The 25042-nt window shown below is 58.6% G+C and carries 31 protein-coding genes; 10 read left to right on the forward strand and 21 right to left on the reverse strand.

The genetic code is table 11. The features are described from left to right. Window position 1 precedes the first annotated feature (1 nt). Genes ACR3EP_RS10055 through def (ACR3EP_RS10070) form a run of 4 tightly spaced genes read right to left on the reverse strand, consistent with a single transcriptional unit; the run spans window position 2 to window position 2170 of the window. The gene (locus ACR3EP_RS10055; RefSeq protein ID WP_170350357.1) at window positions 2-238 is read right to left on the reverse strand and encodes a hypothetical protein; all 237 of its coding nucleotides are present in this window, start codon (window positions 236-238) and stop codon (window positions 2-4) included. Window positions 239-243: 5 nt separating this feature from the next. Further along, a complete protein-coding gene (gene fmt, locus ACR3EP_RS10060) occupies window positions 244-1158 on the reverse strand; it encodes a methionyl-tRNA formyltransferase (protein ID WP_480637588.1) in 915 nt (304 codons plus the stop codon). Window positions 1159-1160: 2 nt separating this feature from the next. Next, on the reverse strand, window positions 1161-1655 hold the full coding sequence (gene def / locus ACR3EP_RS10065; protein ID WP_170360011.1) for a peptide deformylase: 495 nt from the start codon (window positions 1653-1655) through the stop codon (window positions 1161-1163). Continuing rightward, the gene (gene def / locus ACR3EP_RS10070; protein ID WP_170360009.1) at window positions 1652-2170 is read right to left on the reverse strand and encodes a peptide deformylase; all 519 of its coding nucleotides are present in this window, start codon (window positions 2168-2170) and stop codon (window positions 1652-1654) included. The genes def (ACR3EP_RS10065) and def (ACR3EP_RS10070) overlap by 4 nt, the downstream gene beginning before the upstream one ends. 94 nt (window positions 2171-2264) lie before the next feature. On the opposite strand from def (ACR3EP_RS10070), the gene ACR3EP_RS10075 reads away from it, so the two are divergent. Then, window positions 2265-3437 carry a MalY/PatB family protein gene (locus ACR3EP_RS10075; protein WP_480637591.1) on the forward strand — a complete coding sequence of 391 codons (1173 nt, stop codon included), beginning with the start codon at window positions 2265-2267 and terminating at the stop codon, window positions 3435-3437. Between the two features lie 148 nt (window positions 3438-3585). Here ACR3EP_RS10075 and ACR3EP_RS10080 read toward each other — a convergent pair whose 3' ends face one another. After that, complete coding sequence (locus ACR3EP_RS10080; RefSeq protein WP_480637593.1) at window positions 3586-3939, reverse strand: hypothetical protein; 354 nt, start codon at window positions 3937-3939, stop codon at window positions 3586-3588. A 213-nt stretch (window positions 3940-4152) separates the two neighbouring features. Here ACR3EP_RS10080 and ACR3EP_RS10085 point away from each other — a divergent pair, with 213 nt between their 5' ends. Then, window positions 4153-5142 carry a glutathione S-transferase family protein gene (locus tag ACR3EP_RS10085; protein ID WP_480637595.1) on the forward strand — a complete coding sequence of 330 codons (990 nt, stop codon included), beginning with the start codon at window positions 4153-4155 and terminating at the stop codon, window positions 5140-5142. Here the strand turns inward: ACR3EP_RS10085 and ACR3EP_RS10090 are convergent. Next, a complete protein-coding gene (locus ACR3EP_RS10090; protein WP_170350350.1) occupies window positions 5124-5486 on the reverse strand; it encodes a response regulator transcription factor in 363 nt (120 codons plus the stop codon). The genes ACR3EP_RS10085 and ACR3EP_RS10090 overlap by 19 nt on opposite strands. Before the next feature lie 184 nt (window positions 5487-5670). Here ACR3EP_RS10090 and ACR3EP_RS10095 point away from each other — a divergent pair, with 184 nt between their 5' ends. From ACR3EP_RS10095 to ACR3EP_RS10105, 3 genes are read left to right on the forward strand one after another with little or no spacing between them, the layout of a single operon-like run. After that, complete coding sequence (locus tag ACR3EP_RS10095) at window positions 5671-6636, forward strand: threonine-phosphate decarboxylase (protein WP_480637597.1); 966 nt, start codon at window positions 5671-5673, stop codon at window positions 6634-6636. After that, complete coding sequence (gene cbiB / locus ACR3EP_RS10100) at window positions 6633-7553, forward strand: adenosylcobinamide-phosphate synthase CbiB (protein WP_425081488.1); 921 nt, start codon at window positions 6633-6635, stop codon at window positions 7551-7553. Before ACR3EP_RS10095 ends, cbiB begins: the two co-directional genes overlap by 4 nt. A gap of 11 nt (window positions 7554-7564) precedes the next feature. After that, window positions 7565-8728, forward strand: coding sequence for a lytic murein transglycosylase (locus ACR3EP_RS10105; protein ID WP_170377487.1), 1164 nt, complete (start codon window positions 7565-7567; stop codon window positions 8726-8728). Window positions 8729-8740: 12 nt separating this feature from the next. On the opposite strand, the gene ACR3EP_RS10110 is transcribed toward ACR3EP_RS10105, so the two are convergent. The 5 genes from ACR3EP_RS10110 to ACR3EP_RS10130 form a co-directional block, all read right to left on the reverse strand. Continuing rightward, window positions 8741-9538, reverse strand: coding sequence for a class II glutamine amidotransferase (locus tag ACR3EP_RS10110; protein ID WP_480637598.1), 798 nt, complete (start codon window positions 9536-9538; stop codon window positions 8741-8743). 130 nt (window positions 9539-9668) lie between these two features. After that, window positions 9669-10019, reverse strand: a complete 351-nt coding sequence (locus ACR3EP_RS10115) for a hypothetical protein (RefSeq protein ID WP_170377483.1) — start codon at window positions 10017-10019, stop codon at window positions 9669-9671. 54 nt (window positions 10020-10073) lie between these two features. After that, complete coding sequence (locus tag ACR3EP_RS10120) at window positions 10074-13529, reverse strand: chromosome segregation SMC family protein (RefSeq protein ID WP_480637600.1); 3456 nt, start codon at window positions 13527-13529, stop codon at window positions 10074-10076. A gap of 140 nt (window positions 13530-13669) precedes the next feature. Further along, complete coding sequence (locus ACR3EP_RS10125) at window positions 13670-14080, reverse strand: hypothetical protein (RefSeq protein WP_170377479.1); 411 nt, start codon at window positions 14078-14080, stop codon at window positions 13670-13672. A gap of 45 nt (window positions 14081-14125) precedes the next feature. Then, window positions 14126-15325: an aminotransferase-like domain-containing protein gene (locus ACR3EP_RS10130; protein ID WP_170377477.1), complete on the reverse strand. Its 1200-nt coding sequence runs from the start codon at window positions 15323-15325 to the stop codon at window positions 14126-14128. 150 nt (window positions 15326-15475) lie between these two features. Between ACR3EP_RS10130 and ACR3EP_RS10135 the strand changes: the two genes are divergently transcribed. Both ACR3EP_RS10135 and ACR3EP_RS10140 read left to right on the forward strand, forming a co-directional pair. After that, entirely contained in the window at window positions 15476-16246 is a 771-nt protein-coding gene (locus tag ACR3EP_RS10135) for a FadR/GntR family transcriptional regulator (RefSeq protein WP_480637602.1), read from the forward strand. Window positions 16247-16507: 261 nt separating this feature from the next. After that, window positions 16508-17113 carry a hypothetical protein gene (locus tag ACR3EP_RS10140; RefSeq protein ID WP_480637603.1) on the forward strand — a complete coding sequence of 202 codons (606 nt, stop codon included), beginning with the start codon at window positions 16508-16510 and terminating at the stop codon, window positions 17111-17113. Between the two features lie 69 nt (window positions 17114-17182). Here the strand turns inward: ACR3EP_RS10140 and ACR3EP_RS10145 are convergent, their stop codons facing one another. From ACR3EP_RS10145 to ACR3EP_RS10165, 5 genes are all read right to left on the reverse strand, one after another. Next, on the reverse strand, window positions 17183-17743 hold the full coding sequence (locus ACR3EP_RS10145; protein ID WP_170350339.1) for a F0F1 ATP synthase subunit B: 561 nt from the start codon (window positions 17741-17743) through the stop codon (window positions 17183-17185). A gap of 5 nt (window positions 17744-17748) precedes the next feature. Further along, the gene (locus ACR3EP_RS10150; RefSeq protein ID WP_170350338.1) at window positions 17749-18300 is read right to left on the reverse strand and encodes a F0F1 ATP synthase subunit B'; all 552 of its coding nucleotides are present in this window, start codon (window positions 18298-18300) and stop codon (window positions 17749-17751) included. 86 nt (window positions 18301-18386) lie between these two features. Beyond that, entirely contained in the window at window positions 18387-18611 is a 225-nt protein-coding gene (locus tag ACR3EP_RS10155) for a F0F1 ATP synthase subunit C (protein WP_005981269.1), read from the reverse strand. A 48-nt stretch (window positions 18612-18659) separates the two neighbouring features. Further along, window positions 18660-19418 (reverse strand): F0F1 ATP synthase subunit A, encoded by a 759-nt coding sequence (locus ACR3EP_RS10160; protein WP_170350337.1) that lies wholly within the window; start codon window positions 19416-19418, stop codon window positions 18660-18662. Window positions 19419-19420: 2 nt separating this feature from the next. Continuing rightward, a complete protein-coding gene (locus ACR3EP_RS10165; protein WP_170398618.1) occupies window positions 19421-19756 on the reverse strand; it encodes an AtpZ/AtpI family protein in 336 nt (111 codons plus the stop codon). A gap of 231 nt (window positions 19757-19987) precedes the next feature. On the opposite strand from ACR3EP_RS10165, the gene ACR3EP_RS10170 reads away from it, so the two are divergent. Beyond that, window positions 19988-20323 (forward strand): ArsR/SmtB family transcription factor, encoded by a 336-nt coding sequence (locus ACR3EP_RS10170; RefSeq protein ID WP_170350335.1) that lies wholly within the window; start codon window positions 19988-19990, stop codon window positions 20321-20323. A 2-nt stretch (window positions 20324-20325) separates the two neighbouring features. Here ACR3EP_RS10170 and ACR3EP_RS10175 read toward each other — a convergent pair whose 3' ends face one another. The 4 genes from ACR3EP_RS10175 to ACR3EP_RS10190 all read right to left on the reverse strand — a co-directional run bounded on the left by ACR3EP_RS10175 (window position 20326) and on the right by ACR3EP_RS10190 (window position 22961). Next, window positions 20326-20739, reverse strand: coding sequence for a universal stress protein (locus tag ACR3EP_RS10175; protein ID WP_170359981.1), 414 nt, complete (start codon window positions 20737-20739; stop codon window positions 20326-20328). A gap of 89 nt (window positions 20740-20828) precedes the next feature. Further along, window positions 20829-21110, reverse strand: coding sequence for a hypothetical protein (locus ACR3EP_RS10180; protein WP_170359979.1), 282 nt, complete (start codon window positions 21108-21110; stop codon window positions 20829-20831). 61 nt (window positions 21111-21171) lie between these two features. Beyond that, complete coding sequence (locus ACR3EP_RS10185; RefSeq protein ID WP_170398615.1) at window positions 21172-22086, reverse strand: DMT family transporter; 915 nt, start codon at window positions 22084-22086, stop codon at window positions 21172-21174. After that, on the reverse strand, window positions 22083-22961 hold the full coding sequence (locus ACR3EP_RS10190; protein WP_170359977.1) for a LysR family transcriptional regulator: 879 nt from the start codon (window positions 22959-22961) through the stop codon (window positions 22083-22085). Before ACR3EP_RS10190 ends, ACR3EP_RS10185 begins: the two co-directional genes overlap by 4 nt. Before the next feature lie 117 nt (window positions 22962-23078). On the opposite strand from ACR3EP_RS10190, the gene ACR3EP_RS10195 reads away from it, so the two are divergent. Beyond that, entirely contained in the window at window positions 23079-23660 is a 582-nt protein-coding gene (locus tag ACR3EP_RS10195; protein ID WP_480637606.1) for an FMN-dependent NADH-azoreductase, read from the forward strand. A 73-nt stretch (window positions 23661-23733) separates the two neighbouring features. After that, entirely contained in the window at window positions 23734-24474 is a 741-nt protein-coding gene (locus ACR3EP_RS10200) for an aspartate/glutamate racemase family protein (RefSeq protein ID WP_170550830.1), read from the forward strand. On the opposite strand, the gene ACR3EP_RS10205 is transcribed toward ACR3EP_RS10200, so the two are convergent. After that, complete coding sequence (locus ACR3EP_RS10205; RefSeq protein WP_480637608.1) at window positions 24475-25005, reverse strand: prolyl-tRNA synthetase associated domain-containing protein; 531 nt, start codon at window positions 25003-25005, stop codon at window positions 24475-24477. Window positions 25006-25042 lie beyond the last annotated feature (37 nt).

The following is a 25042-nucleotide window of genomic DNA, read 5'->3' on the forward strand; positions in this document are numbered from 1 at the left end:
GTTACTTCCTCCAATGCGTTGGCACGATAATCAGCGCACCAATGGACGACAGAACTGCGTTCAGACCGGGCGAGCCAAAACTGATACCGAACATGATGCGGACAAAATAGAACAGAAACGCCCCACCCACGCAAATGATGATCGAGGGCAGGTATCCGTTATGGGTAAACCCGGTCTTCTCGGCCAGATAGCCCACGATACCGGCAATCACGACGGTGCCCATCAAGACCATGAACATCTGTCCTACTCCGCGTTCAGGCGGGTTCCGGCCACGACCGACCAGCCCCGCAAAAAGGTTTCCGTATCCTGTGCCCCTTTTCCTGCTCGCTGCAAGCGCAACAGGTCAATCGCCCCATCACCGCAGGCCACGCGCAGCGCGTCGTTCAGAACCTCTCCGGGCGCGCCCTGTCCCTCGGCCAATTTCGAGGCCAGCAGCTTGACCCGATCCCCTCCGATCAAAGTCCACGCACCGGGAAATGGTGACAGGCCGCGTATCTGGCGATCCACCTCGACCGCCGGGCGGGTCCAGTCGACCCGCGCCTCAGCCTTGTCGATCTTCGAAGCATAAGTCACGCCATCCTCGGGCTGAGGCTCGGGCGTCAGTTCGGGCAGACGGGCCAGAGCCTTTACGATCAGATCAGCCCCCATCGGTGCTAGACGATCATGCAGTTGCGCCGTGGTTTCCTGCGGCCCGATATCAGTGGCCTGCCGCAACAGGACGGGGCCGGTGTCCAAACCGGCCTCCATCTGCATGATACAGATGCCGGTTTCCGCATCGCCTGACATGATCGCCCGATGGATCGGAGCCGCCCCGCGCCAGCGTGGCAGTAGGCTGGCGTGAATGTTCAAGCAGCCTTGCGCCGGGGCGTCCAAAATGGGTTGAGGCAACAACAGCCCGTAGGCCACCACTACGGCCACATCAGAGTTCAGTGCGGCAAAGGCATCCTGTTCCTCAGGCGACTTTAGTGAAACCGGATGGCGGATAGTCAGGCCCAGCGCCTCGGCCCGGGCATGTACGGGCGTCGGGCGGTCTTTCTTGCCCCGCCCGGCCGGACGCGGAGGTTGGCAATAGACTGCGGCGATCTCATGCCCGGCCTCAACCAGCGCATCCAGAACAGGGACCGAAAAATCGGGCGTGCCCATGAAGATGACGCGCATTTCTACCCCTGTTTCTTGGCTTTGCGCAGCAGCATGTCTCGTTTGACCTTGCTGAGACGATCAAAATACATCCGACCGTTCAGATGATCGATTTGATGCTGCACGCTGGTGGCCTCGATCCCGACAAAGTCGCGGCGGTCGATCATACCCTGTTCGTTCAGAAACCGGACCGTCACCGCACGCGGGCGTTTCACCTTGGCCGAGACACCGGGCAGATTCGGACTGGCCTCTTCGTGTTCTCGCAATTCGATAGAGCTGTGCAGAATTTCGGGATTTGCCAGACGTACTGCACGGCCCCGCTCGGTCGATCCGTCAACGACCGCCAAGCGCAGCATCACACCGATCTGCGGGGCGGCAAGGCCAACGCCAGGCATGGCCTCCATCGTGTCGATCATGTCATCCCAGATAGCACGAATTTCGTCGGTTACTTCAGACACATCCTCGGCCTTGGTCCGCAGACGTTTGTCCGGCCAGGGCAGGCAGGTGTGGACGGTCATGCGCGGGCCTGTTCGCGTTTGAGTTTCTGCATCTTACGAGTGATCATCTGACGTTTCAGCGGTTTGAGATAATCAATGAACAGCTTACCGTTCAGATGATCGATCTCGTGCTGCACACAGGTTGCCCAGAGCCCATCGAACGTCTCTTTCTGCAAGTTCCCGTCGCGATCCATCCACGTCACGTCCACCACTTTCGGGCGCGTCACCTCGGCGAACTGCTCAGGGATCGACAGGCACCCTTCTTCATAGACGTTAGTCTCGTCTGACGAAGCGATGACCTCGGGGTTGAACATGATCAGAGGGCGTGGCGTCTCGCCTTCTTCCTTGATGCAGTCCATCACGATCAGCCTGTCCAGCACGCCGATCTGCGGTGCGGCCAGCCCGATGCCGGGCGCATCATACATCGTCTCAAGCATGTCGTCGGCCAGTTTGCGCAGTTCGTCCGACAGGTCGGTCACCGGGGCGCAAACCTTTTTCAGACGGGGGTCGGGATGGATCAAAATATTACGCTTCATGGGGTTGATTTAGGCCATCCCGCCCCCCGCCGCAACGCCCCCCTTGCACCTGCGGGAATTGTAGCTAGCTTTCCTGCGGACAGATGGAGCAGATATGACTTTTAACGACCTGATCGACCGCCGGGGCACCAACAGCTCAAAATGGGACAAGATGGAAAAGCTGTACGGTGTCTCGCCACAGGATGGGCTGGCCATGTGGACCGCCGATTCCGATTATGCCACCGCGCCTTGCGTAATCGAGGCTGTCCGGGATGCCGCCGATCATGGGGCCTTTGGCTATACCTGGGAACACCCGCAATATCTGGCCGCTGTACAGTGGTGGATGCAGAACCGTCACGATTGGGCGATTGACACCGATTGGGTGCTGACCTCGCAAGGGCTGGGCAATGCAATTGCCCTGTGCCTGGATGTCTGGACCCAGCCGGAGGATGGTGTTGTCATCTTTACCCCGGTCTATCACGAGTTTGCTCATAAGATTAACACCTCTGGGCGGCGCGTGGTGGAATGCCCGCTGGCGCGGCAAGGCGACAGCTATGGCATTGATCTTGAGGATGCACAGTCACGGCTGGACGGGTCTGAAAAACTGTTGATGTGGTGCTCACCGCAAAACCCGTCGGGTCGGGTCTGGAGCCCCGAGGAGCTGCGGGCCGTCGCCGCCTTTGCCGAACGCAACGGGTTGATCCTTGTGTCGGATGAAATTCACCAGGATCTGGTCTATCCCGGTCATACCTTCGTGCCGATGGACAAGGCCGCGCCCGAGGCACGCCCCTGGACCGTGACGCTGACTGCGGCGTCAAAGACGTTCAACATCGCAGGCCAGCGGACCGGCAACATGATCATCCCCGATGACAAGCTGCGCGCCACTATGCGGCATCGGCTGAAAACGTTGGACTATGCGCCCAGCGCCTTGGGCGTGGCCATGATCACTGCGGCCTATTCACCGGAAGGCGCGGCCTGGGCCGATACGCAGGTGGCGCATCTGGACGGCAACCGCAAACTATTTGACGCCGCCATCGCCGAAATACCGGGTCTGTGGTCAATGCCCCTGCAGGCCACCTATCTGGCCTGGGTCGATTTCTCGGGCACCGGGATGGATCACGACGAGTTTGTTCGACGTCTGCGCGAGGACGCCCGGATTGCCACCTCCTCCGGCCCCGGATTCGGCGCTGGCGGAGAGACTTTCGAACGGTTCAATCTGGCCACCCAGCGCAGCCGCGTCGAGGAAGCCTGCGCGCGCCTGAAACGCGCGTTTGGCGACCTTCAATAGCGTCGCGCTAGATTGAGCTATTGATCCTGCTTGTCGTACTGGCTGCCGCGGCGTGGATTAGCTGGCACAGATTAGACCTGCGCACGCCCGCGCCGCATTGGTGCCGCAAGCAACCAAACCGATTACATCCTGTTCGAAAAATCCGTCCCTAGTCTTTGTGCCCTAGCAAAGCAATCGGCGCGTCGGGGGCGCGGTAGAAATCCAGCGGGGCCTTGTCGGCCGCGGCCGTACTACGCTTAAAATCATACCGCATCTCACCGGCCTCTTCATCATCGGCGATGATCAGGCATTGATACAAATGGCGCGCACCGTCGTAGATATCGACCAATCCACGCAATTGCGGTGTCGTAGCGGCCTCAACCGTAAAGCCATCCTTCCACAATCTGAGTATTTTGAACGTATTGTCGTCAACTTCGACACGAAGGCGGCTGGTTTTCTTCAACCCCGCGATTCGCGCCGCGTCCAATTCTTCGCTTATTTCCTTTGAAACATAGGTACTCATAACAATTATTCCCCCGGCAATGGATTCCATTGTGACGGCTCAACTGTAAAAATCCAGTGAAGGCCGTCACATAGCGCCATGCGCTGACGATCTGTTGCTGGGAAATCATCGCATGCCCTGTGCGCAGACGCAGAGCCAGTGCGCGACCCTTCACGTGTCAAGGCTGTGTTCAACACCCTATGTTTGTCGAAACGCACAAGCGGAGGATACGCAATGGGCCTATTGGTCGACGGCAAATGGCACGACACATGGTATGACACCGAATCTACTGGCGGCGCCTTCAAACGCAGCGCCGCGCAGTTTCGCAATTGGCTGACCGCAGATGGCAGCGCAGGGCCGTCCGGCAAGGACGGTTTCAAGGCGGAACCGGATCGCTATCATCTCTATGTCAGCCACGCCTGCCCCTGGGCACACCGCACACTGATCTTTCGCGAACTAAAAGGGCTGAGCGATCTGATTTCCGTCTCGGTGGTGCATCCAGACATGCTGGACAAGGGATGGACCTTTGAAACTGACGACCACGGTGCAACCGGCGACACCCTTTATGGATTCGATTACGCCCATCAAATCTATACCAAGGCTGATCCAGCTTATTCGGGACGTGTCACTGTGCCGATCCTGTGGGACAAGCAACAACAGACCATCGTTTCGAACGAAAGTTCGGAAATCATCCGTATGTTCAATACGGCCTTTGACGGCATTACCGGCAACACCGACAACTACTGGCCCGACGCCATGCGGGACGAGATCGAAGAGGTCAACGCCCGCATCTATTCCGACATCAACAATGGGGTCTACAAATCCGGTTTTGCCACCACGCAACAGGCCTATGACGCCGCCGTGCATCCCCTGTTCGACACACTGGACTGGCTTGAGGATCGCCTTGCCCGAAACCGGTATCTGATGGGCGATCAGGTGACTGAAGCAGATTGGCGGCTGTTCACCACCCTGATCCGGTTTGATCCGGTCTATCATCTGCATTTCAAATGCAACAAGCGGCGGTTGATCGACTATCCGAACCTGTGGGCCTACACACGCGAGCTATATCAATGGCCCGGTGTCGCACAGACGGTAAATATGAACCATATCGTGCGCCACTATCACTACAGCCACGAAACAATCAATCCGAGCCGGATCATCCCAGTGAACCCATCCTTGGATTATCTGCAGCCCCACGGGCGCGGTCAGCGACCCGCCGCGTAGTGTTCGACCATCGCCGCCAGATCCTCTGGCGGCGTTGCGCTTTGCACATAGGCGCATGCATTCGGGCTGTGGGCAAAGATCGAACCGTCCGAGAAAAAGGTGGTGTTTGTGACAAAGATCACCCGCGCCTCGGGGCGACGATAGCTGGCAAAATCGGCCACGGCCAGCGCGCTGCCGGTTTCAAGCACCAGATCCAGCACGATGATATCGAACTCCTGACCATACAGCGCCAGAATCGCTGCCTCCTGCCCGGCCACCAGCGTCACTTCGGTGCCGTGCCGTTCAAGATGCCTTTTCCAGACCCGACCAAGGTCGGGGTTACTCTCAACAATCAAAACATTCATTTGCGACAACCTCGGCCCAAAAAAGAGTGAATGGTGCCGACCCCCCGTGAATTGTGATCACGCTTATTCCTTAACAAAGCGTTAACGACGTTGCCGCAAGGCCCGGAACTTGCGGATTCGCTTGTGTAAACGGCAAAAATCCGCTTGAAACGGGCCGAAACAGGCGATTCCAGCGAGAAACCCCATGGCAAGCCCTACCGAGAATTTGAACCCGCGCGCCGCACGCGACCATGGCGGAGGGCTGGACGGGGCCATCGCATCTTATGGCGGCACGCGTACCGATTGGGTGGACCTGTCCACCGGGATAAATCCTCACCCCTATCAGGTGTCTGGACTGATCCCTTCAGACTGGGCTGAGTTGCCGGATCATGGTGCCTTCGAACGCCTGACTGAGGCCGCCCGCCAGTTCTGGGCAGTGCCCGAGGGGGCCGCAATCCTGCCCGCGCCCGGCGCATCAGCGGTGATCTCCCGCATTCCGGCGCTGGCCGCCCGTGGTCGGGTTCAGATCACAACGCCCACGTACAACGAACATGCCGCCGCCTTCGCCGCGCAAGGCTGGACCGTTCAACCCAACGGCCCAGCCGACGCCCGTGTCATCGTGCATCCCAACAATCCCGATGGCCGGATTTGGTCCGAGGCAGATGCAGACGCCCCGCTGACCGTGATCGACGAGAGCTTTTGCGATATCAGCCCCGGTGTTTCACTGATCCATCTGGCCGCGCGCCCCGGTGTGATCGTGCTGAAAAGCTTTGGCAAGTTCTGGGGGCTTGCCGGGCTGCGGCTGGGGTTTGCCATCGGTCATCCTGACCTGATCGCCCGGCTGAACGACCTGACGGGGCCTTGGTCCGTGTCCGGCCCTGCCCTGCGGATCGGAGAGCAGGCTTTGCGGGACGTTGACTGGGCCAGTTCCACCCGTCAGCACCTGACCGCCGAGTCTGACCGGCTGGATCGATTACTGATCAATAAAGGAGCCACCCTGGTCGGGGGCACCACGCTGTTTCGCCTCTACACCGTCGAAAACGCAGCCCAATGGCAGGACCGTCTGGCCCAAGCCCATATCTGGAGCCGCGTCTTCCCCTATTCCCAGACCTACTTGCGGGTTGGCCTGCCCCCAGCGGATGGATGGAGCAGGTTAGAGGCCGCACTGTGAGCATCACTTTCATGCTGGTCTGCGCCATGTGTCTGGACGCGGCATTGGGTGAGCCGAACTGGCTCTGGTCGCGCGTTCGCCACCCGGCAGTCGTGATGGGCAACATCGTCGGGTGGTTGGACAAGCACCTGAACCACGGCGCGCAGCGGCGGATGAAAGGCGTCGCAGTAGTGATATTGCTGGTCGTTGGCGCATTGATCCTTGGGCGTTTGCTGGCACTGCTAGGACCAGTCGCTGAGATCATACTCTGTGCCATCCTGCTGGCGCAGAAATCGCTGGTGTCGCATGTACGCGATGTGGGCGAAGGGCTGCGCGTCTCCTTGGCCGAGGGCCGTGCCAAGGTGGCGATGATCGTGTCCCGCGACACTCGCGACATGACCGAGGCGCAGGTTGCCCGCTCTGCGATCGAAAGCGCGGCTGAGAACCTCAGCGACGGGGTCATCGCACCTGCTTTCTGGTTCCTGCTCGCCGGGTTGCCGGGGTTGCTGATTTACAAGGCTATCAACACCGCCGACAGTATGATCGGCTACCGCACCGAAAAGTACCGCGACTTTGGCTGGGCCGCCGCCCGACTGGACGACGTGCTGAACTTGATCCCCGCGCGCCTGACCTGCCTGATGATCGTGGCACTGTCCGGCCAATGGGCACGCGGGCCTGACATGGTGGCGGATGCGCGCCGCCATATCTCTCCCAATGCAGGATGGCCCGAGGCCGCCATGGCGCGCGCCCTGAACGTGGCCCTTGCGGGCCCGCGCAGCTATGACGGCAAGGTCCGCGATCTAGCCTGGGTGAACAGCGATGCTCCGCGCGAAATCGGCGCGTCAGAGGTTTTCCGCGCATGTAACATGCTGTGGACCGTTTGGGGGCTTGCGCTCGGCCTTCTATCGGTGTGGGTTGGGGTCAGCTTTATTCTCTGACGGACCTGCCCATGCGCATTCTCTCCGGCCTTGTTGCCGCCGTTTTGCTCGCCTCGCCCGCCCTTGCCCAATGCGGTGGCGGATTCAATTCCTTCGTCAAAGGGCTGAAGGCTGAGGCCATACAGCAAGGTTTCGACAAATCCACCGTCAATGCGTTTTTCAATGGCGTGCAGCAGGACGGCGCCGTCCTGAAAGCCGACCGCGCGCAGGGTGTGTTTCAGAAACCGTTCATCGACTTCTCACGCCATTTGATCTCGCAAAACCGGATCGACCGGGGTCAGGCCATGTCACGCAAATATGATGCGGTGTTTGATCGGATTGAGCAGGAATACGGCGTCTCACGCGGGGTTCTTTTGGCCTTTTGGGCGTTCGAGACCGACTATGGTGCGTTTCAGGGCGACTTCAACACCCGCAACGCGCTGGTGACACTGGCCCATGATTGCCGCCGCCCAGAATTGTTCCGACCACAGATCTTTGCGGCCATCGAGCTGTACCAACAGGGCAATTTCGAACCGAATCGCACCACCGGTGCCTGGGCTGGTGAGATTGGAATGGTGCAAATGCTGCCTCGCGACATTCTAGAAAACGGTGTCGACGGGGACGGAGATGGCACGGTCTCGTTGAAAACGTCTGCGCCGGACGCGCTGATGTCGGGCGCCAAGATGCTGTCGCACCTGGGCTGGCAGCCGGGGCAGCCGTGGCTGCAAGAGGTGACGGTGCCCGCGCAAATGGACTGGTCGCTGTCCGGCCCGGGCAAACCGCGCCCAGTGTCCGACTGGCAGGCCATGGGTGTGCAGGCCCGCAACGGATCTTTGGCTAACTTGCCCGCATCGCTGATATTGCCGCAGGGCCACAACGGCCCGGCCTTTTTAGCCTATCCGAATTTCGACGTCTATTTCGAATGGAATCAGAGCTTTGTCTACGTTCTAACCGCCGCCTATTTCGGCACACGGCTGGAAGGTGGACAAATCTATGATGCCGGTAATGCTCCACAGGGGCTTTCAGGCGCACAAATGAAACAGCTGCAAAGCAAGCTACAGGCGCGCGGGTATGATGTAGGCAAAATCGACGGAATTCTGGGCGCGGGTACACGGGCTGCTGTTCAGGCCGAACAAGCGCGGCTCGGATTACCGGCGGATGCCTGGCCGACGGCCGAATTGCTTGGACGTTTGTAAAATGTTGTTGGATTACGCGCTTTTTGCCGCAAAAAGTGCTCGGCCAGGTTCGAACGCGTGTGAAATGATCACTGATCCTTCCGTTTCGATTGCAGTGTTCGGCTGAATTTCGACCCAGCCGTCGCTGTCACCATCCAATGGCTCTGATGAGATGATAATACCATCTTTGCAGCGACGGTAATGCAGGCTCGGCGCGTACCGATCCGAAGCATAACGCGCTGCAAATATACGTTCTCCATCTGACCAGCAGGCCGCGAACCTAAGATAGGGCAACACACCGCATCGTCTTGACGCCGCCTCCACTCGCGCGACCGCTCGGGACATTGCTGCTACCGGGTCAGCGTCTAGCCCCTCGCCTTGCGCGATCAGAAAGATCGCTTCGCTTTCTGTTGCGCCAAATCTATACCCATACAGATGTGCCGGGATCATCGCGTCCAGTTCCTGCCGGATCAGATCATGCCCTCCGGCTTGGCCATTGTGCATAAAGCTCCATGCACCGACCCCAAAAGGATGACAGTTGTTCCGAGACGTGGCTGTCCCGGTCGAGGCCCGAACGTGGGCCAGGAAAAGGCGCGATCTGGTATGATGGGTCAATTGCTTAAGGTTTGCGTCCGACCAGGCTGGGTGTGTATCTTTATAAAAACATGGCGTCTCACGATCAGAATACCACGCAAGCCCAAATCCATCAGCATTTACGGGCGTCTTCCCGATCAGCGCGTTGCGGCTCTGAATGACAAGAGATTGCTCTTGATCCAGAACCAATTCATCAAGATACCGCTGCTCGCCGACCCAAGCCAGAAACCGACACATCTGTTCGCCTATTCAAAAATTTCAGATGTGGCTGGTATATCAACTCATTGTGTAGTTTTTTTCCCAAATTTCTAACTTTTTTGGAATTTCTTCTATCACATGACAACCAGAGTTCACATTTGGCAATCAATTACTCCGGTCGCACCGGATAACGATCGCCCTTTTGATCAATCAGGATCAGTCGTTCGCCGCTGCGCACATACAAATCGCAGCGGTCGAACCCGTTTCTGTACTGGATGCAGACGCTGCCATCCTCGGCGATCGAATAGGTGCCAAAGGCGGATTCACCGCTGGCATAGGTGTAAGAGTAGGCTCCACCGACCGAGAAACTGGACTGCCCATCATCATAAAAGGTCAGTGTGCGCCCGGCCAGCGCCTCCAGTTCTGTTGGCGTCAGGGGAACATCTCCAGGTTTGGTTGGCCATTCCGCCGCCCATACCGGGCTTGCGATCAGCAGGATAAGGATCAATAGACGGATCATACCAACACCCTACCCCGAGTGGTGATGAAAAGGGCATAACGTTGCAGTGATGGGTCAAGCGACCATCTGCTCGGCCTTTTTCAGATCGACCGAGACCAGTTGACTGACGCCCTGTTCCTGCATGGTCACGCCGAACAAACGATCCATCCGCGCCATCGTCACCGCGTGGTGGGTGATGATCAGGAAACGTGTATCGGTCTGGCGGCACATCTCATCCAGCAGATCGCAGAACCGGGTAACGTTAGCATCGTCAAGCGGCGCGTCGACCTCATCCAGCACGCAGATCGGGGCCGGATTGGCGAGGAAGACGCCAAAAATCAAGGCCGTCGCCGTCAGGGTCTGTTCGCCACCCGACAACAGGCTGAGCGTCGACAATTTCTTGCCCGGCGGCTGGCACATGATCTCAAGCCCGGCATCCAGCGGATCGTCGCTTTCGACCATAACCAAATTGGCCTCGCCACCGCCGAAGAGGTGCTTGAACAGCATGGCAAAGTTTGAGTTCACCTGTTCAAACGCGGTCAACAGACGTTCGCGGCCTTCGCGGTTGAGGCTGGCAATACCAGAGCGCAGGGCTTTGATTGCCTCTTCCAAATCCGCCTTTTCGCTGTTCAGTGTGTCAAACTCTTCCTGAACTTCTTTGGCATCTTCTTCAGCGCGCAGGTTCACTGCTCCCATCGCATCGCGCTGGCGCTTGTGACGGTTCACTTCGGCCTCAAGCGCGTCGGCGGCAGGCATCTGATCGGGGTTCACGTCTAACTGATTCAGCAACTGGTTCGGGGTCAGCTGCTGATCTTCAGCAATCCGTTCTGCCGTTGCAGTCACGCTTTCCTTGGCGGCATCACAACGTGCTTCTGCCGCCGCGCGGGATTCGCGTGCTTCCGAAGCCTGACGTTCCGCATCCCGTTCGGCCAGCACCACTTCGCGCTGCTGGGTTTCGGCTTCGGCCAACTTATCGGCGGCCTCGGCGCGACGGGCCTCGGCTGTTTCAATCAGCTCGTTCAGCTCCTCGCGGGCTTCGGCGATCTCGCTGGGCGCAGCCATCGCTTCGGACAGCTCTTCTTCCGAACTTTCCTTGCGTTCGGCCAGTTCTGATATCCGTTTTTCCGCCGTTTCCAGACGATGCTTCCAACCGCTGAGGTCTTTTGTGACCTCTTGCGAGCGTCGCGTGCGGGCCTCGCCCTCGCGGCGCAATTCATCATGGGACGAGCGATGGGTCAGCATAGTGATCCGCGCAGCCTCGACCGTCTGTTTGATATCTTCGACCTGCGCGCGGGCGGTGTCGAGATCGCCCAGACCGGTCAACGCCCCCTCGGCCTCGCGCAGCTGCGCGCGGGCGGACATGGCGTCCTCTTTGTGGCGATCCACAGCCAGCGACAGAGTCTCAAGCTTGCCTTGCGCCAGATTGCGGTCAGCTTCGGCGCGGCTGAGCGCGCGAGCGGTTTCGGCCATACGCTGATCGGCGGCGCGGCGGGCATCGCGGGCGCGGCGGTCCGCTTCGGTGACATCAGCCAGTTGCTGCGACAACGCCTCATGCGCGGCGCGGGCACCTTCGGCCTGTGCCTCGGTGCGGGTCAGCTCCTGTTTCAGCGCCTCCAGCTTATTGAGCTGCTCCAGCCGTAGGGCAGCGGCGCTTGGTGCATCCTCAGCCCAGGCGCGGAACCCGTCCCACCGCCACAAATCGCCGGACCGGGACACCAGACGCTGCCCCGGCTTCAGCGAAGCCTGCAAACGCGCACCCTGATCCGCATCAACCAGACCAATCTGCGCGATCCGACGGCTCAGGCGATCCGGGCCAGACACATGCAGCGCCAGCGGTTCAACCCCATCCGGCAATGGCTGATCAGCATCATAGCCCGCTACCTGCACCCAACCCGATGGACCGTCGCCTTCGACCAGTGGGGCACGCAGATCATCGGCCAGTGCAGCTCCGAGTGCCTTTTCGAAACCGGGTTCGACGCGTAGCAGGTCAAGTACCTGACCGCCTTCGGCTGTGTCGCGTTCTACCAGCTTTGCCAGCGCCGAGGTTTCGGCACGGATCGCGCCCAATTCACCCTCGGCCTCGGACCGTTGCGCGCGGGCTTCGGCCTCACGCGCCTGCGTGTCATTACGCAATTCGTCTGCCGCGGCCAACGCTTCCTCGGCGGCCTCAGCCGCTTCGCGGGCTTCTTCCTCGCCCTCTTGCGCAGTCTCAAACGCGTCGCTTGCGTTGGTCAAAGCTTCGCGCGCCTCATCCACGGCGCTGCGGGCCTTTTCCTCTTCGGCCTCGGATCGAGTCAACGTCTTGCGGCTGTCTTCAACCAGACGCTGCGCCGATTGGTGGCGGGCGACCAAGCGCGCCATATCCTCGGTTTCCTGCGACAGATGATCTTCACGGTCCTGCAACACTGACGCCGCCTCACGCGCGATTTCGGCAGCCTCGGCCACCTTATCCTCGTGCCCTTCGGCGGCCTTGGCCAATTCGCGCGCTTCCCATTCCAGACGTTCGATCATCTGGCCGGCATCGCGATTCAGGCCGGTTTCGCGTTCTATATCGTTGCCCAATTGCTGAATACGGTTGGTCAGCGTCTCAATGGTCTGGCGGGCGCGAGTTTCCTGATCCGACAGAGCATCACGTTGTACCTGCTGGCGTTGCAAGACGGCGGCGGCGATGGCTTCTTCTTCGCGCAGAGGTGGCAGGGTCTCTTCGATTTCGGCACGTTTGGTGGCGGCCGCGCGGGCTTCGGCCTCGGCCCGCGACGCCTCGGTGATCCGTTCGCGCAGCTTTTCTTCGGCCTGCTGGCGGGCCATGTCTGCCTCTTTCCAGCGACGATAGAGCAACATGCCTTCGGCTTGGCGCAGTTGCTCGCCAATCTCGCGATAGCGCGCGGCCTGACGGGCCTGGCGCGCCAGTTGCGCAAGCTGACCGCCCAGTTGTTCAAGCACATCGTCGACGCGGGTCAGATTGGATTCAGTGCCCTTCAACTTCAATTCGGCTTCGTGCCGACGTTGATAAAGACCCGAGATACCTGCGGCCTCTTCCAGAATGCGGCGGCGGGCGCGGGGTTTGGCGTTGATAAGTTCGGCAATGCGGTTCTGCCCAACAAGCGCAGGTGAATGCGCACCTGTCGAAGCATCGGCGAACAGCATCTGAACATCTCTCGCCCGCACGTCCTTGCCATTGGTCTTATAGGCGCTGCCCACGTCGCGGGTGATGCGACGCACGATCTCAAGCTGATCCGCGTCGTTGAACCCTGACGGTGCCAGCCGTTCCGAGTTGTCCATGGTCAGGACAACTTCGGCAAAGTTACGGGCTGGGCGCGTCGCGGCGCCTGCAAAAATCACATCCTCCATCGCGCCGCCACGCATGGATTTGGGGCGGTTTTCCCCCATCACCCAACGCAGAGCTTCCAGAAGGTTGGACTTGCCGCAGCCATTCGGGCCCACCACACCGGTCAACCCATCCGCTATGATCAGATCGGTCGGATCAACAAAGCTTTTGAAGCCGGTAAGTTTGAGTTTGCTAAAGCGCAAAGGCAATGAGTCCTGTGATTCCTATGTGAAGGAAGTCTGCGCAACGGATGGGGGCTGAGTCAACGAAGTTGCGCAGGATATGGGATATCACCCCGACTTATCCACAATATCTTGCCGAAATGCGCAGGAATACGCGTATCTCAGTACGGCGTACACTCGAACACCTGAAGGCCGTACTCCTTCCCGATATCCTCATAAACACCATAATCGACGCATTCGTAATTCGGTGTCGAGATGGCGGTCAGCAACAGACGTTCCCCCGCTTCGCGGTCACAGCCCAGCACACCAACGGTCACCGCGGCGTCGCCCAGTACATCCAGGATTGGACAGCCCGAAACCTGCGCCATGGCCAGCCCCGCCCGATCTTTGATCGGCCCCAAACGCGGGGCGTATTGGGTGTTGATCCGCACGGCCTCGGCCAGATCCCCGCGCACGCGTACGTCAAAGACACTGCCGTTCACGGCGATGCGGGTTGCAGGGATATCCCGGAAATAGGGGGTGCCGGCCGAACAGGCGGCCAGCACCGATAGGAGGAACAGATACCGGATCATACGGCCAGCATTGCCGCAATATGGTTAACAGAACCTTTCCTGCATTTAGGTTCGCAGGACGTCGCCCAACCGGCGGATACCCTCGCGGATTGTTGCCTCATCCGAATTCGAAAAGCTCAGACGGATAGTATTGGCCCCGGTTTCGTCCGGAAAGAACGCCTGGCCTGGAACAAAAGCCACCTTCACCGTCTCAAGCGCCTTGGCCAGCAAATCAGCCCCGCTCAGCCCCTTGGGCAAGGTCACCCAAATGAACATGCCGCCCTCGGGCTTGGTCCAGTCCACCCCATCGGGCATATGTTCGCGCAATGCGCTGAGCATCGCATCGCGTCGTGCGCCGTAAACGCGGCGCAACATGGGGATATGCGTATCAAAGCAGGCACGCGCCACTTCGTTGATAGCCATTTGGTTGATCGTCGCGGAATGCAAGTCAGCCGCCTGTTTCATCAACACCAGCTGCGAGATCACCGGCTTGGCCGCCACGACCCATCCCACCCGCAGACCCGGAGACAAAGTTTTCGAGAAGCTGCCACAATAAATCGTCCTGCAGTTTTCGATCGACCCTTTGCGCGCCAATTCCAACGCCAGAACTGGCGGAATTGCTTCCCCATCATAGCGCAGGGCCTGATAGGCGCCGTCTTCGATCACAGCGCAGTTCAATTCGTCCGCCAGATCGAGCAGGGTTTCGCGGCCGCGCAGGTCTACAGTTTCTCCGGTCGGGTTGGCAAAGTCAGGCGACAGATACGCAAATTTAACAGCCCCCTCACCCGCTGCGGCAGCGTATTCAGCCGCCCTGCGGTTGCCGTTGATGCCAAGCCGGTCAAAGCGCGGTTCATAAGCATTGAACGCGGCCAATGCCCCCAGATAGGTGGGCCATCCGACCAGTGCTGTATCACCCGGCGACAGATACAACTTGCCCAAGTAGTCCAGTGCCTGCTGCGAACCCGACGTGATCAGGATGTTATCAAGCCCGCAGTCGATCCCGATCTGGCGCATATGATCGACCAGCCATTCACGCAACGGGGCATAGCCCTCGCTGACGGAATATTGCAGCGCCTGATCTTTTAGTTCAGTGCCCAGTGCATTCTGGAACGCAGCGGCAAAACCCTCTGCTGGAAACAACGCCGGATCCGGAATTCCTCCCGCGAAGGAAATAATGCCCGGCTGGTCCAACAGCTTGAGCAATTCACGTATCTCGGACGCCTTCATCCGCTTTGTTCGCGTGGCAAACAGGTCTTTGGTCGACATTGGTCTCCTCCCCTACCTCGCAGGGCAGACTAAGCGTGATTTATTTAATGTCAATCATTCTGACCTAATATTCCGAACTAACATTCACCTGTTCTTGAACCGGTCAATATTACGTGGTCATATGATTTGACCAATTTCGGAAAAGCCGACATGCCCTTTCAAAAAGTCCAGACTGAAAAGCTGTCCATCGCAGTGGTGAAACAGATCGAATTGCTGATCCTGCGTGGCATCCTGCGCCCAGGCGAGCGGCTTCCGGCGGAACGCGAGTTGGCAGAGCGGTTGGGCGTATCGCGCCCCTCGTTGCGCGAAGCGATCTCGGAATTGCAGGATCAGGGGTTGCTGAACGCCAAGGCCGGGTCCGGTATCTATGTGGCCGAGGTTCTGGGCTCTGCCTTTTCCCCGGCGCTGGTTCGGCTGTTCAGCAGCCACGAAGAAGCGGTGTTCGACTATCTGTCTTTCCGCCGCGATCTAGAAGGGTTGGCGGCCGAGCGTGCCGCACGGCTGGGATCAGACAGCGATTTGAAAGTGGTTCAGGCGATTTTCGACAAGATGCAGGCTGCGCATGCGCGCAACGCCCCTCAGGACGAGGCACAATTGGATGCGCAATTCCACATGGCCATAATCGAGGCCAGCCACAACGTAGTTATGCTGCATATGATGCGGTCGATGTACGACCTGCTGCAACAGGGCGTATTCTACAATCGTCAGATGATGTTTCAGCAGCGCACAACGCGTGGTGCCATTCTGGACCAGCACCGCGCGATCAACACAGCCCTGCAGGCACGCGACCCCGATGCAGCCCGCGATGCAGTCCAGCAGCATCTGAACTATGTCCAGAGCTGCATGGAAGATCACCAGAAAGCCCTGCGAAACGAAGCCATCGCACAGCAACGGCTGCAGCATGAGACCGGTCAAACCTGAAGAGGCGCGCGAGGTATCAGTGCAGCGCCCAACTGTCGCGACTCAAATCCGAACACAAAAAGTTCATAATTTATTACGCAATTTCTGCTGGTTATCTGCTGGATATTGACCCGCAGCTAAACCAATTAAACAGGCAAGTCGCGAACCTTAATCGTCGCTGAAACCCTGGTGCCTGACATGATCCTTTTCAAACCCGGGCAACGCCCAAAAACGAACCCCTGCTTGATCGTTGCCAGCAACGGTCGATCCGGTAGCACGCTCATGTTTGATGCTTTGTGGAAGGCGCAAAAGCGGCGGCGTGTGTGGCCCAAGCCCAAGGCGACCTTTGAAATGGAGCTGGCACAGGCCGAATTGCATCAGGGAAACCTTGTCAAAACACATGATTTTCCCGGCGTGCTGAGAGGTCGTGACAACGTCAAGGTCTTGTTCTGCTATGGCCCGACAAAAGACTCGGCGCTTTCGGTCTATTCCGTACTTGGTCGCTATGGTCGCGACTGGATCCGCCAGCATTTCGAACATCTTCACGCCAAAGGAACTTTTGAGGATCTATTCAAATATGACGTTCTCAACCAAGCAGAGCAGATGAGGCAATGGGCCACGTTCGAAAACGTGCCTGTCCTGTGCCTGAGCTATGATGCCATCTGGCGCAGACAGAGCGAAGTTGCCGATTTTCTGGAGTTGAACTTTTCCCTGCCCGAAAGAATAGAACGCGCAAAGAAATCCATACCCGATGAGATTCTAGATCAAGCGTCGGCGGTTTACGATCCCATCGACGCTGTACTGAGCGAACTACCGGAACTGTTTGTCGCCTCAGCCAAATATGCGGACATTCTGAACCGGCTGCCAAGTCAACGCTCAGCGGCTTGATCTTCGCATCGTAAGAAAGAAAAAACCCGGCTCTGAGGCCGGGTTTTTCAATTTCATCATGTGAAGATCTTAGTGCAGCTTTTCGCCCACATCGGCAATTGCAGCGTCGATCAGCTTGTTCGCCTGCGTCGCCGTCATCTGCTTGGCCAGAACCGCATTTGCCGCCGAAACAGCAACGGTAATCGCCTGATCACGCACCTCTTTAACTGCCGAAGCCTCGGCCGATGCGATCTGATCCTGTGCAGCGGCCAGACGGCGCGCAATAGATTTTTCCAGATCGGCCTTGGCCTGTTCGGCCGCCAGCGCGGCGTCGTCTTTTGCAGCCGCCACAATCGCGTCTGCCTGCGTTTGAACTTCGCGTTGCTTGCGCTCGTACGAGGCCAGCAGGGTGCGGGCTTCTTCGTGCAGGGCACGGGCTTCATCCAACTCGGACTTGATGCCCTCGGCGCGGTTGTCCAGCGCGCCACCGATCATACCCGGCACCTTGAAATAGAACAGGACCGCGATGAAGACGATAAAGCCCAACAGGACCACAAAGTCGGTGTTGCCAAGCGAGAAGAACGGGCCGCTTGCGGCCAGCGCGGGGCTGGCAGCGCCAAAGGTCAGGATAAGGGCAAGAGTGTTCCGCATGTCGCTTATCCTTTCATCTGCGCGTCAACAGCACCGTCTATGGCTTTGGCATCCGCCTCACCGCCCAGTGCAGTAACCAGTTCAGCCGCCGTGTCCTTGGCAACCACTTGAATGCTTTCCAGCGCACCTGCACGGATATCGGCGATCGCCTTTTCCGATTCAGCCGCCTTTGCAGCGATTTCCGCGTCCGCCTTGGCGATCGCGTCATCCAGGCCAGCCTGAATTTCGGCGCGTGCTTCGGCAGCGATACGCTGCGCCTCAGAACGGGCATCGGCCAACGCTTTGTTATAGGCTTCTTCGGCCTCGACCGCTTTGGCCTTCAGATCTTCGGCCGCAGCCAGGTCATTTGTAATGGTCCCCTGACGTTCAGCCAGGATTGCCGCGATGCGCGGCAAGGCCACGCGGGACAGGACCAGAAAGATGACGACCAGCGTGATGACCAGCCAGAAAATCTGGTTGGGGAACCAATCAAAGCAGAGCTGCGGCATCCCGATGGCCGAGCCATGGGAGTCTACGCATTTGCCAACTACTTCTTCGGCAATAGGTTCAGTCGCCATGTTGTCCTCCGTCGGAACGTTGTCTTTACAACAGGCGGGCCGCTATGGCTTGGGCCCACCTGCGCGTAAGGATCAGGTTCCGCAGATTATACGGCGAACATCAGCAGCAGCGAGACCAGGAATGCGAAGATCCCCAGGGCTTCTGCGAATGCGATACCGATGAACAGGGTTGCGGTCTGCGAAGCAGCCGCCGAAGGGTTGCGCAGGGCGCCGGCCAGGAAGTTGCCTGCAACGTTGCCCACCCCGATTGCGGCTGCGCCGGAACCGATTGCTGCCAGGCCTGCGCCGATGTGTGCGAGATCGCCTTCCATGATGTTTCTCCTTACGAATTGGAAGTTTCGATGTTGGGGTATCAGACCTTAGTGCGAAGGATGCAGCGCATCTTTCAGATAAACACAGGTCAGAATGGTAAAAACGTAGGCCTGGATAAAGGACACAAGGACCTCGAGGCCATACATTGCGGTGATCGCCAGAACAGACACGGGCGAGATCACGGCGATCGCGGCGAAGCCAGCGAACACCTTGATAACCGCGTGGCCCGCCATGACGTTACCGGCAAGACGAATGGAGTGGCTGACAGGGCGTACGAAGTACGAAATCAGCTCGATGATCGCCAGAACCGGACGCAGGGCCAGCGGTGCGCTGGAGACCCAGAACAGACCCAGAAACGCGGCACCGTTCTTGACGAAACCCAGAACAGTCACGGTCAGGAACACGGCCAACGCCAGCGGGATGGTCACGGCGAAATGCGATGTGGTGGTAAAGGACGTCGGGATCATGCCCAGGAAGTTTGCGCAGACGATGAACATGAACAGGGTCATGACATAGGGGAAGTACTTAACGCCTTCCTTGCCGCAGATGTCTTCCAACATCTTGTAGATGAAACCATAGGCCAGTTCAGCCACCGACTGCATCCGGGTCGGAACAATCGCGCGTTTCGAAGTGCTGAGAACCAGCAGAGCAAAGATCGCGGCAATCGCCAGGAACATCCACAGGGTCACGTTGGTGGGCGTGTACCATGCAATTGCACCGTCACCGAAAAGCGGTTTGACGATGAACTGATCCATCGGGTGGAAAACCAGGCTGCTGCCTTCTGCTGCGGTGGTCTCAGTCGCCACGTTCAGTCCCTTTCGTCTCGGTCGGCCTGATCGTTGGCCGCCATCTGTTTCTCTTGAACCTCTTTGGCGCTGCGGAGCATTACTTTCACTCCGGCGACGAGGCCCAGCAATGTGAACAGCACCAGAAAGATCGGGATCGTCCCGAGCAGGCTGTCCAGCCCGTATCCGATGCCAAATCCGATCCCCAGACCGGATACCATTTCGATGACCATCCTCCAGGCAAGCTCGCCCCCGGACACGTCAGCATCTGCACGAGGCTTTGGCTGCTTCGCCTTTTTCGCCGCCTCGATCTTCGCCTCCAGCTGCGCCATACGCTGCTTTTGGTCATCATCGGTCACGGGCGTTTCCCTCGCACAGTCTTGGGTAGGGTGCTAAGGGGCAAGGCGCACAGAGTCAACGGCGTTGAGCAACCGAATTGCCGCAGTTTAAATAATTGATTTTAATAGTTTTTCACCCAACCTCAGCCAGGGGAAAACCTGCGCAAGCGCAGCGGCTTCAACCAAAACCCCTGAATCCGCATATTCAACCAAATGGTTGACCAAACTCGAAGGCTGTGGTTGAGCGAAGGCATGTCCAATGATCTCGACACCGTATTCGCAGCTCTCGCCGACCCCACGCGCCGCGCCATTCTGGCGATGCTGCTTGAGGATGATATGGCCGTGACCGATGTGGCAGAACCGTTCGAGATGTCGCTGGCCGCAATCTCGAAACATCTGGTGATCCTGACCAAGGCTGGATTGATCAGCCAGGAAAAACGCGGACGGGTGAAATGGTGCAAGCTGGAACCTGACGCCCTGCGCACAGCGTCGGTCTGGATGCAAGGCTTTGGACAGTTCGAGCCCGTCAATCTGGACGCGTTCGAACGGTTTCTGGAAATTGAACTGCCTGCGGCTGACGATCCCTAGATTTAGCGCACGACGAAAACCGAAACCTTGGCGTGATTGGCCAGGTATCCTGCATGGCTTGAAAAGATATAGTCCGTGATCCGCGGGGCGTGAGTTCCCACAACAATCAGGTCAGCACCAATTTCCTCGGCGGCGCGCATCAGGTCACCATCAACCTCCGCTGCAACATCGACCGAGTGAATATTGCGGTATGCGACTTCTGTCCCGCCGCTCTTGGCCAGTTCATCGGCGAAACCCTGCAATTCCTCGTTGACTGCTGCGTCCGTCTGAACCGGGTCACCGGGTTGAGTTCCGGTCACACTGACTACGGTTATCTTCGCATCCTGCCACTTGGCAACTTCAGCAGCGACATCGGCGGCTTTGCGAACCTCGGGGGGAAGATGCAAGTCAACTGGGAACATAATGTGAGTATACATGACGAATTCCTCCTTGGTCCCAAGCATAAGGTTATTCGCATGTATCGACATTGATCTGCCTCAACGGGCGTGCTGAACCCTGACGGCCACTAACCTTCTTGGCTGTATTGCACACCCGTGATGACACCGAACGGATCAGACATGCACAACCATGGTGCCTGCGCCCCTGCGACCGACAAGGTTGTCACCGACCCTGTCGGCTCGGACCGGGTGGAAATGGCGTTCACGTCCTTGGGGCCAACCCCCGTTTCGGCGGAAACAAGCGCTTCACAACTGCCCTGCAAATCCGTTTCTGAAACCGCATTGCCCGAGGACGTTTGCGTACAGGCCGACAGCCCCACCACCGTGATCAGATAAAGTGCTGGTCTCATTGGTTATTGCCCCTGTTTTGCCTGCGACCAACGCTCGCACAATCTGACGGGAACACAAGCGTCATTCGGGCACGGGCTTGGATGATGCGCGCGGCTGACCCTCGACCTTTAACAAGAGTACAAGCGCCACGACGGTCAGAATTGCACCCACAAACACCAGTAAGCCTGGGGGCTTCTGACCCAATGCAACCTCCCACAGGATCACCCAGCTGGGGGTCAGATAGGTGTAAGCCATCACTTTGGCCGAAGGCAGCCGCAGGGTTGCGAATTGCACCAGCACAAAGCTGGCCGCCGTTGCAAAGATCGAGACATAGAGCAGCCCGACCCAAACAATCAGCGGCAGGTTGGCCCAGTTGGTCGCACGGATCTCGGCCCAACCATACAACGTCAGCAACACGCAGCCCGCGACCAGAGTACCAAAGGTGAACACCACCGCCGGCTCACCTCGGTTCAGCTTGCGCACCATGGGCGTGTAGATCGCATGCGCCAAACAGCCCCAGAAATAGATGATCTCACCGCCACCGATCTCGAACGCCATAAAGGCCCGCCAGTCGGCCCGGAATATGACCCAAAGCGCGCCCACTGCGCCAACTGACAGGGCGAAAGCCATTCTTGGCGTGGTGACCTGCCGCAACAACACCCACCCTGCAACCGCTGACATCACCGGCGTCAGCGTGAACACTGCCGCTGCACTGACCGGGGGTGCGGTCTTCAATCCATGGAACATCAGCACGAAATAGCTGGCAAACAATCCGCCCAAGACCAGATAACGCCAGGGTGCCTGCGCCGCACTTCGAGGCAAGCCCGTCGTCAGAAGCGCCGCAACGCCGATCACAACCGATGCGATCAGAAAACGGGCTGCCGTGATTGCTTCGGGCGCGATCTGGTTGGCGATCAGTGACCCCAGCGAAAAACTGCCCGCCACCAGAGCCGAAAAAACCAGCATGGCCAGATGGCCCTGGGCCTGAGGGCTCACGCCGACCAACCTTTGGATTGCTCTTTCAGATAGGTCAGGAAACTCTGAACCTTGGTGGTGCGGTGCAGGTCCACATGGGTCACAAGCCACAGATTCCCGAACCATTCGGGCAGCGGCTCTATCACCTCGATCAGACTGGGGTCACGGCCCGCCTCCCAACGAGCCATGAAGCCGATCCCAGCCCCGGACATAACCGCCTCGCGGTTGCAGAAATTATTGGTACAGCGAAATATGATGTTTTCGGCCGGTACGGTCTTGCGCAACCAGCGCGAAAACGGAGCGCGGCTGTTTTCATCGTCGGCACCAACGAAGAAATGGTTTCTAAGGTCCTCGACACTCTTGGGCTGACCGTGACGCTCCACATATGCTGTACTGGCATAAAGCCCGACTTCCTGATCGATAAATGGCTGCACCACATTGTCCGGTTGATCAGGGGCCGAACCCGCCCGGATCGCCACATGCGCTTCGCCATATTCCAGACGAAACAGGCGATCCCCAGTCAGATAGCGCACGATCAAGCCCGGGTGCAGGCGTTGGAATTCACTAAGTACCGGAACCACCAAAGGCGCCAGTGAGGACAGAGACGTTACAACCAACTCCCCCGAGACATCGTCCCCCCGCCCCTTCATTCGCCCGACCAGTTGGTTGAACTGATCCTCGGTCGCTTGTGCCACACGCAACAGATCATCCCCGGCTTCGGTCGGCGTGTAACCACGCGCATGGCGCTGGAACAGTTTGACACCCAGCCGTGCCTCGATCGCGTCGATATGGCGGATCACGGTGGCATGATGCACGCCCAAAACCTCGGCCGCGCCGCTGACGGTCCCCATACGGGCAACCTGATAAGCGGTTCTTACTTCGTCCCAATTGTCCACGGCATCACCTCGGATGTGCAAATTCCAACAGTCAGTGTTGATATATCCGAGTTTTGTTCATTATCGCAATATCCATATTGGTCGCAGACGAAAATCCTATCAGAAGGACCAAGTGAAATGACCAAGACCATCCTGCATATCGACGCCTCGGCCCGCCGTGAAGGTTCAGCTACCCGCGATCTGTCCAACCGTATCGTCAACCATCTGGGTGCTGCACGCATTATCCGCCGCGATCTGGCCTCCCCCCTGCCCCTGCTGACCGAGGACTGGATCAGCGCCAATTTCACCCCCGCCGATCAGCGCAATGACGCGCAACGCAAGCATCTGGCGCTGTCCGATGCCCTGGTGGGTGAGCTGCAACAGGCCGACACCATCGTCATCGGTCTGCCGATCTATAACTTTTCGGTGCCTGCCGCATTCAAAGCCTGGATTGATCTGGTTGCCCGCGTCGGCCTGACATTCTCGTATACTGAGAACGGCCCAGTGGGACTGCTGACAGACAAACGCGTGGTTCTGGCCATCGCCTCGGGCGGCACTGCCGTTGGGTCCGAGATCGATTTTGCTACCAACTATGTGCGTCACGTTCTGGGCTTTATTGGCATCACCAATATCGACGTGGTCGCCGCCGACAAAATGGCGCTGGACGCCGAGGCCACGCTGAACAACGCCCACAAGGCAGTAACTGAGCTGGCGGCCTGATCGCCTCTGGTCTTTATACGCCGAAACGTCCAGTCTGCCTCCCGAACGGGAATTGGCAGGCTGGGCGTTAGTTATGAAAAAGATCGGAATTCTGGGCGGAGTGGGCTGGGCCTCGACCGTGGATTATTACCGGGCGATTGCACAGGGCGCGGGCCGGTATTTTGCTGACCTCGGTCACGGCTCGCCACTACCCATCCCGCCCATGACCATTGAATCCGTCACACAGGCCAAAACCCGCGCCCTGCGCGGTGTGGCAGGGGATGAGGCCAGCTGGGCCGAATTCGACGCCGTCTTCCGCGAGGCCCTTTTGACGTTGGAACGCGCAGGCTGCGATTTCGGCATCATCGCCTCGAACACGCCACACGCAAGGCTGCACGCGATCCGGCAAGGTGTGGCGATGCCAATTCTGAGCATTTTTGACGCAACCGCCGAAGCCACTGCCTCTGCCGGAGCATCAAGCGCTCTGGTTCTGGGGACGGCGGTGACCATGCAGGCGACTGACTATGCCGATCGGCTGGCCAAAGAGGACATCACGGCCAACGACCGCCTGCCGGAACCCGAGATTGCCGAGATGCAGGCCATGATCGACAGCGAATTCTACGGCGGCGCGTCGGACACGGCCCGCACACGACTACTGACCTTTTGCAACAAACATGCCACCCCCGGCACCGCCATCCTCCTGGCCTGCACCGAGTTACCCCTGGCCTTTCCTGATCATCTGGACGATCCCGTTTTCAAGTCCGACGGACACCTATTCATTAACCCGTCCGCAGCGCATGTCGAGGCGGCTTTGAAAGAAGCGCTGGAGGGTTGATCAGGGCAACCAGGTCACTTCACAGCCGATCCGGTCAAAGAACGCCATCAGATCGGCGCGCGTCATTACTACGGTACGGTCGTTCACCAGCGGGTGCATGTTGATCACGTCTGAATTCTGCGCCGCGCTATCCATAAAGAACCGCACTTCGTTCTGAACCCCATTGATCATCGCCAGTGGGCTGACCGCGCCGGGCCGGATACCGAGGTTCTGCATCAGACGATCCGCCGAACCGAAGGACAGGTTCCCGACACCCAACTCCGCACCCAGGGCTTTAAGGTCAATCTCGCGGCTCTGTTCCAGCGTCACCAGATAGTTCCGCTTTTTCTTGTCACGCAGGTACAGGTTCTTGAGCCGCAGCGTATTTTCTCCGGGCACCAGAAACTGATCCTCAACCCCTTTCGCATCCTCGACCGTGCGCAGCGGGATATGGCTGTGCAACCGATAGGCCAGCGCCCAATCGCCCAACTGCGTCAGCAGCGCGTCAGAGCTGAGCGGCAATGTATCTTGAAAGGCAGATGATGCGTCCATGGGAACCTCCTATGTAACGCGCTCTTCGCGCAACATG

The sequence above is a fragment of the Ruegeria sp. BB10 genome (assembly GCF_056535725.1).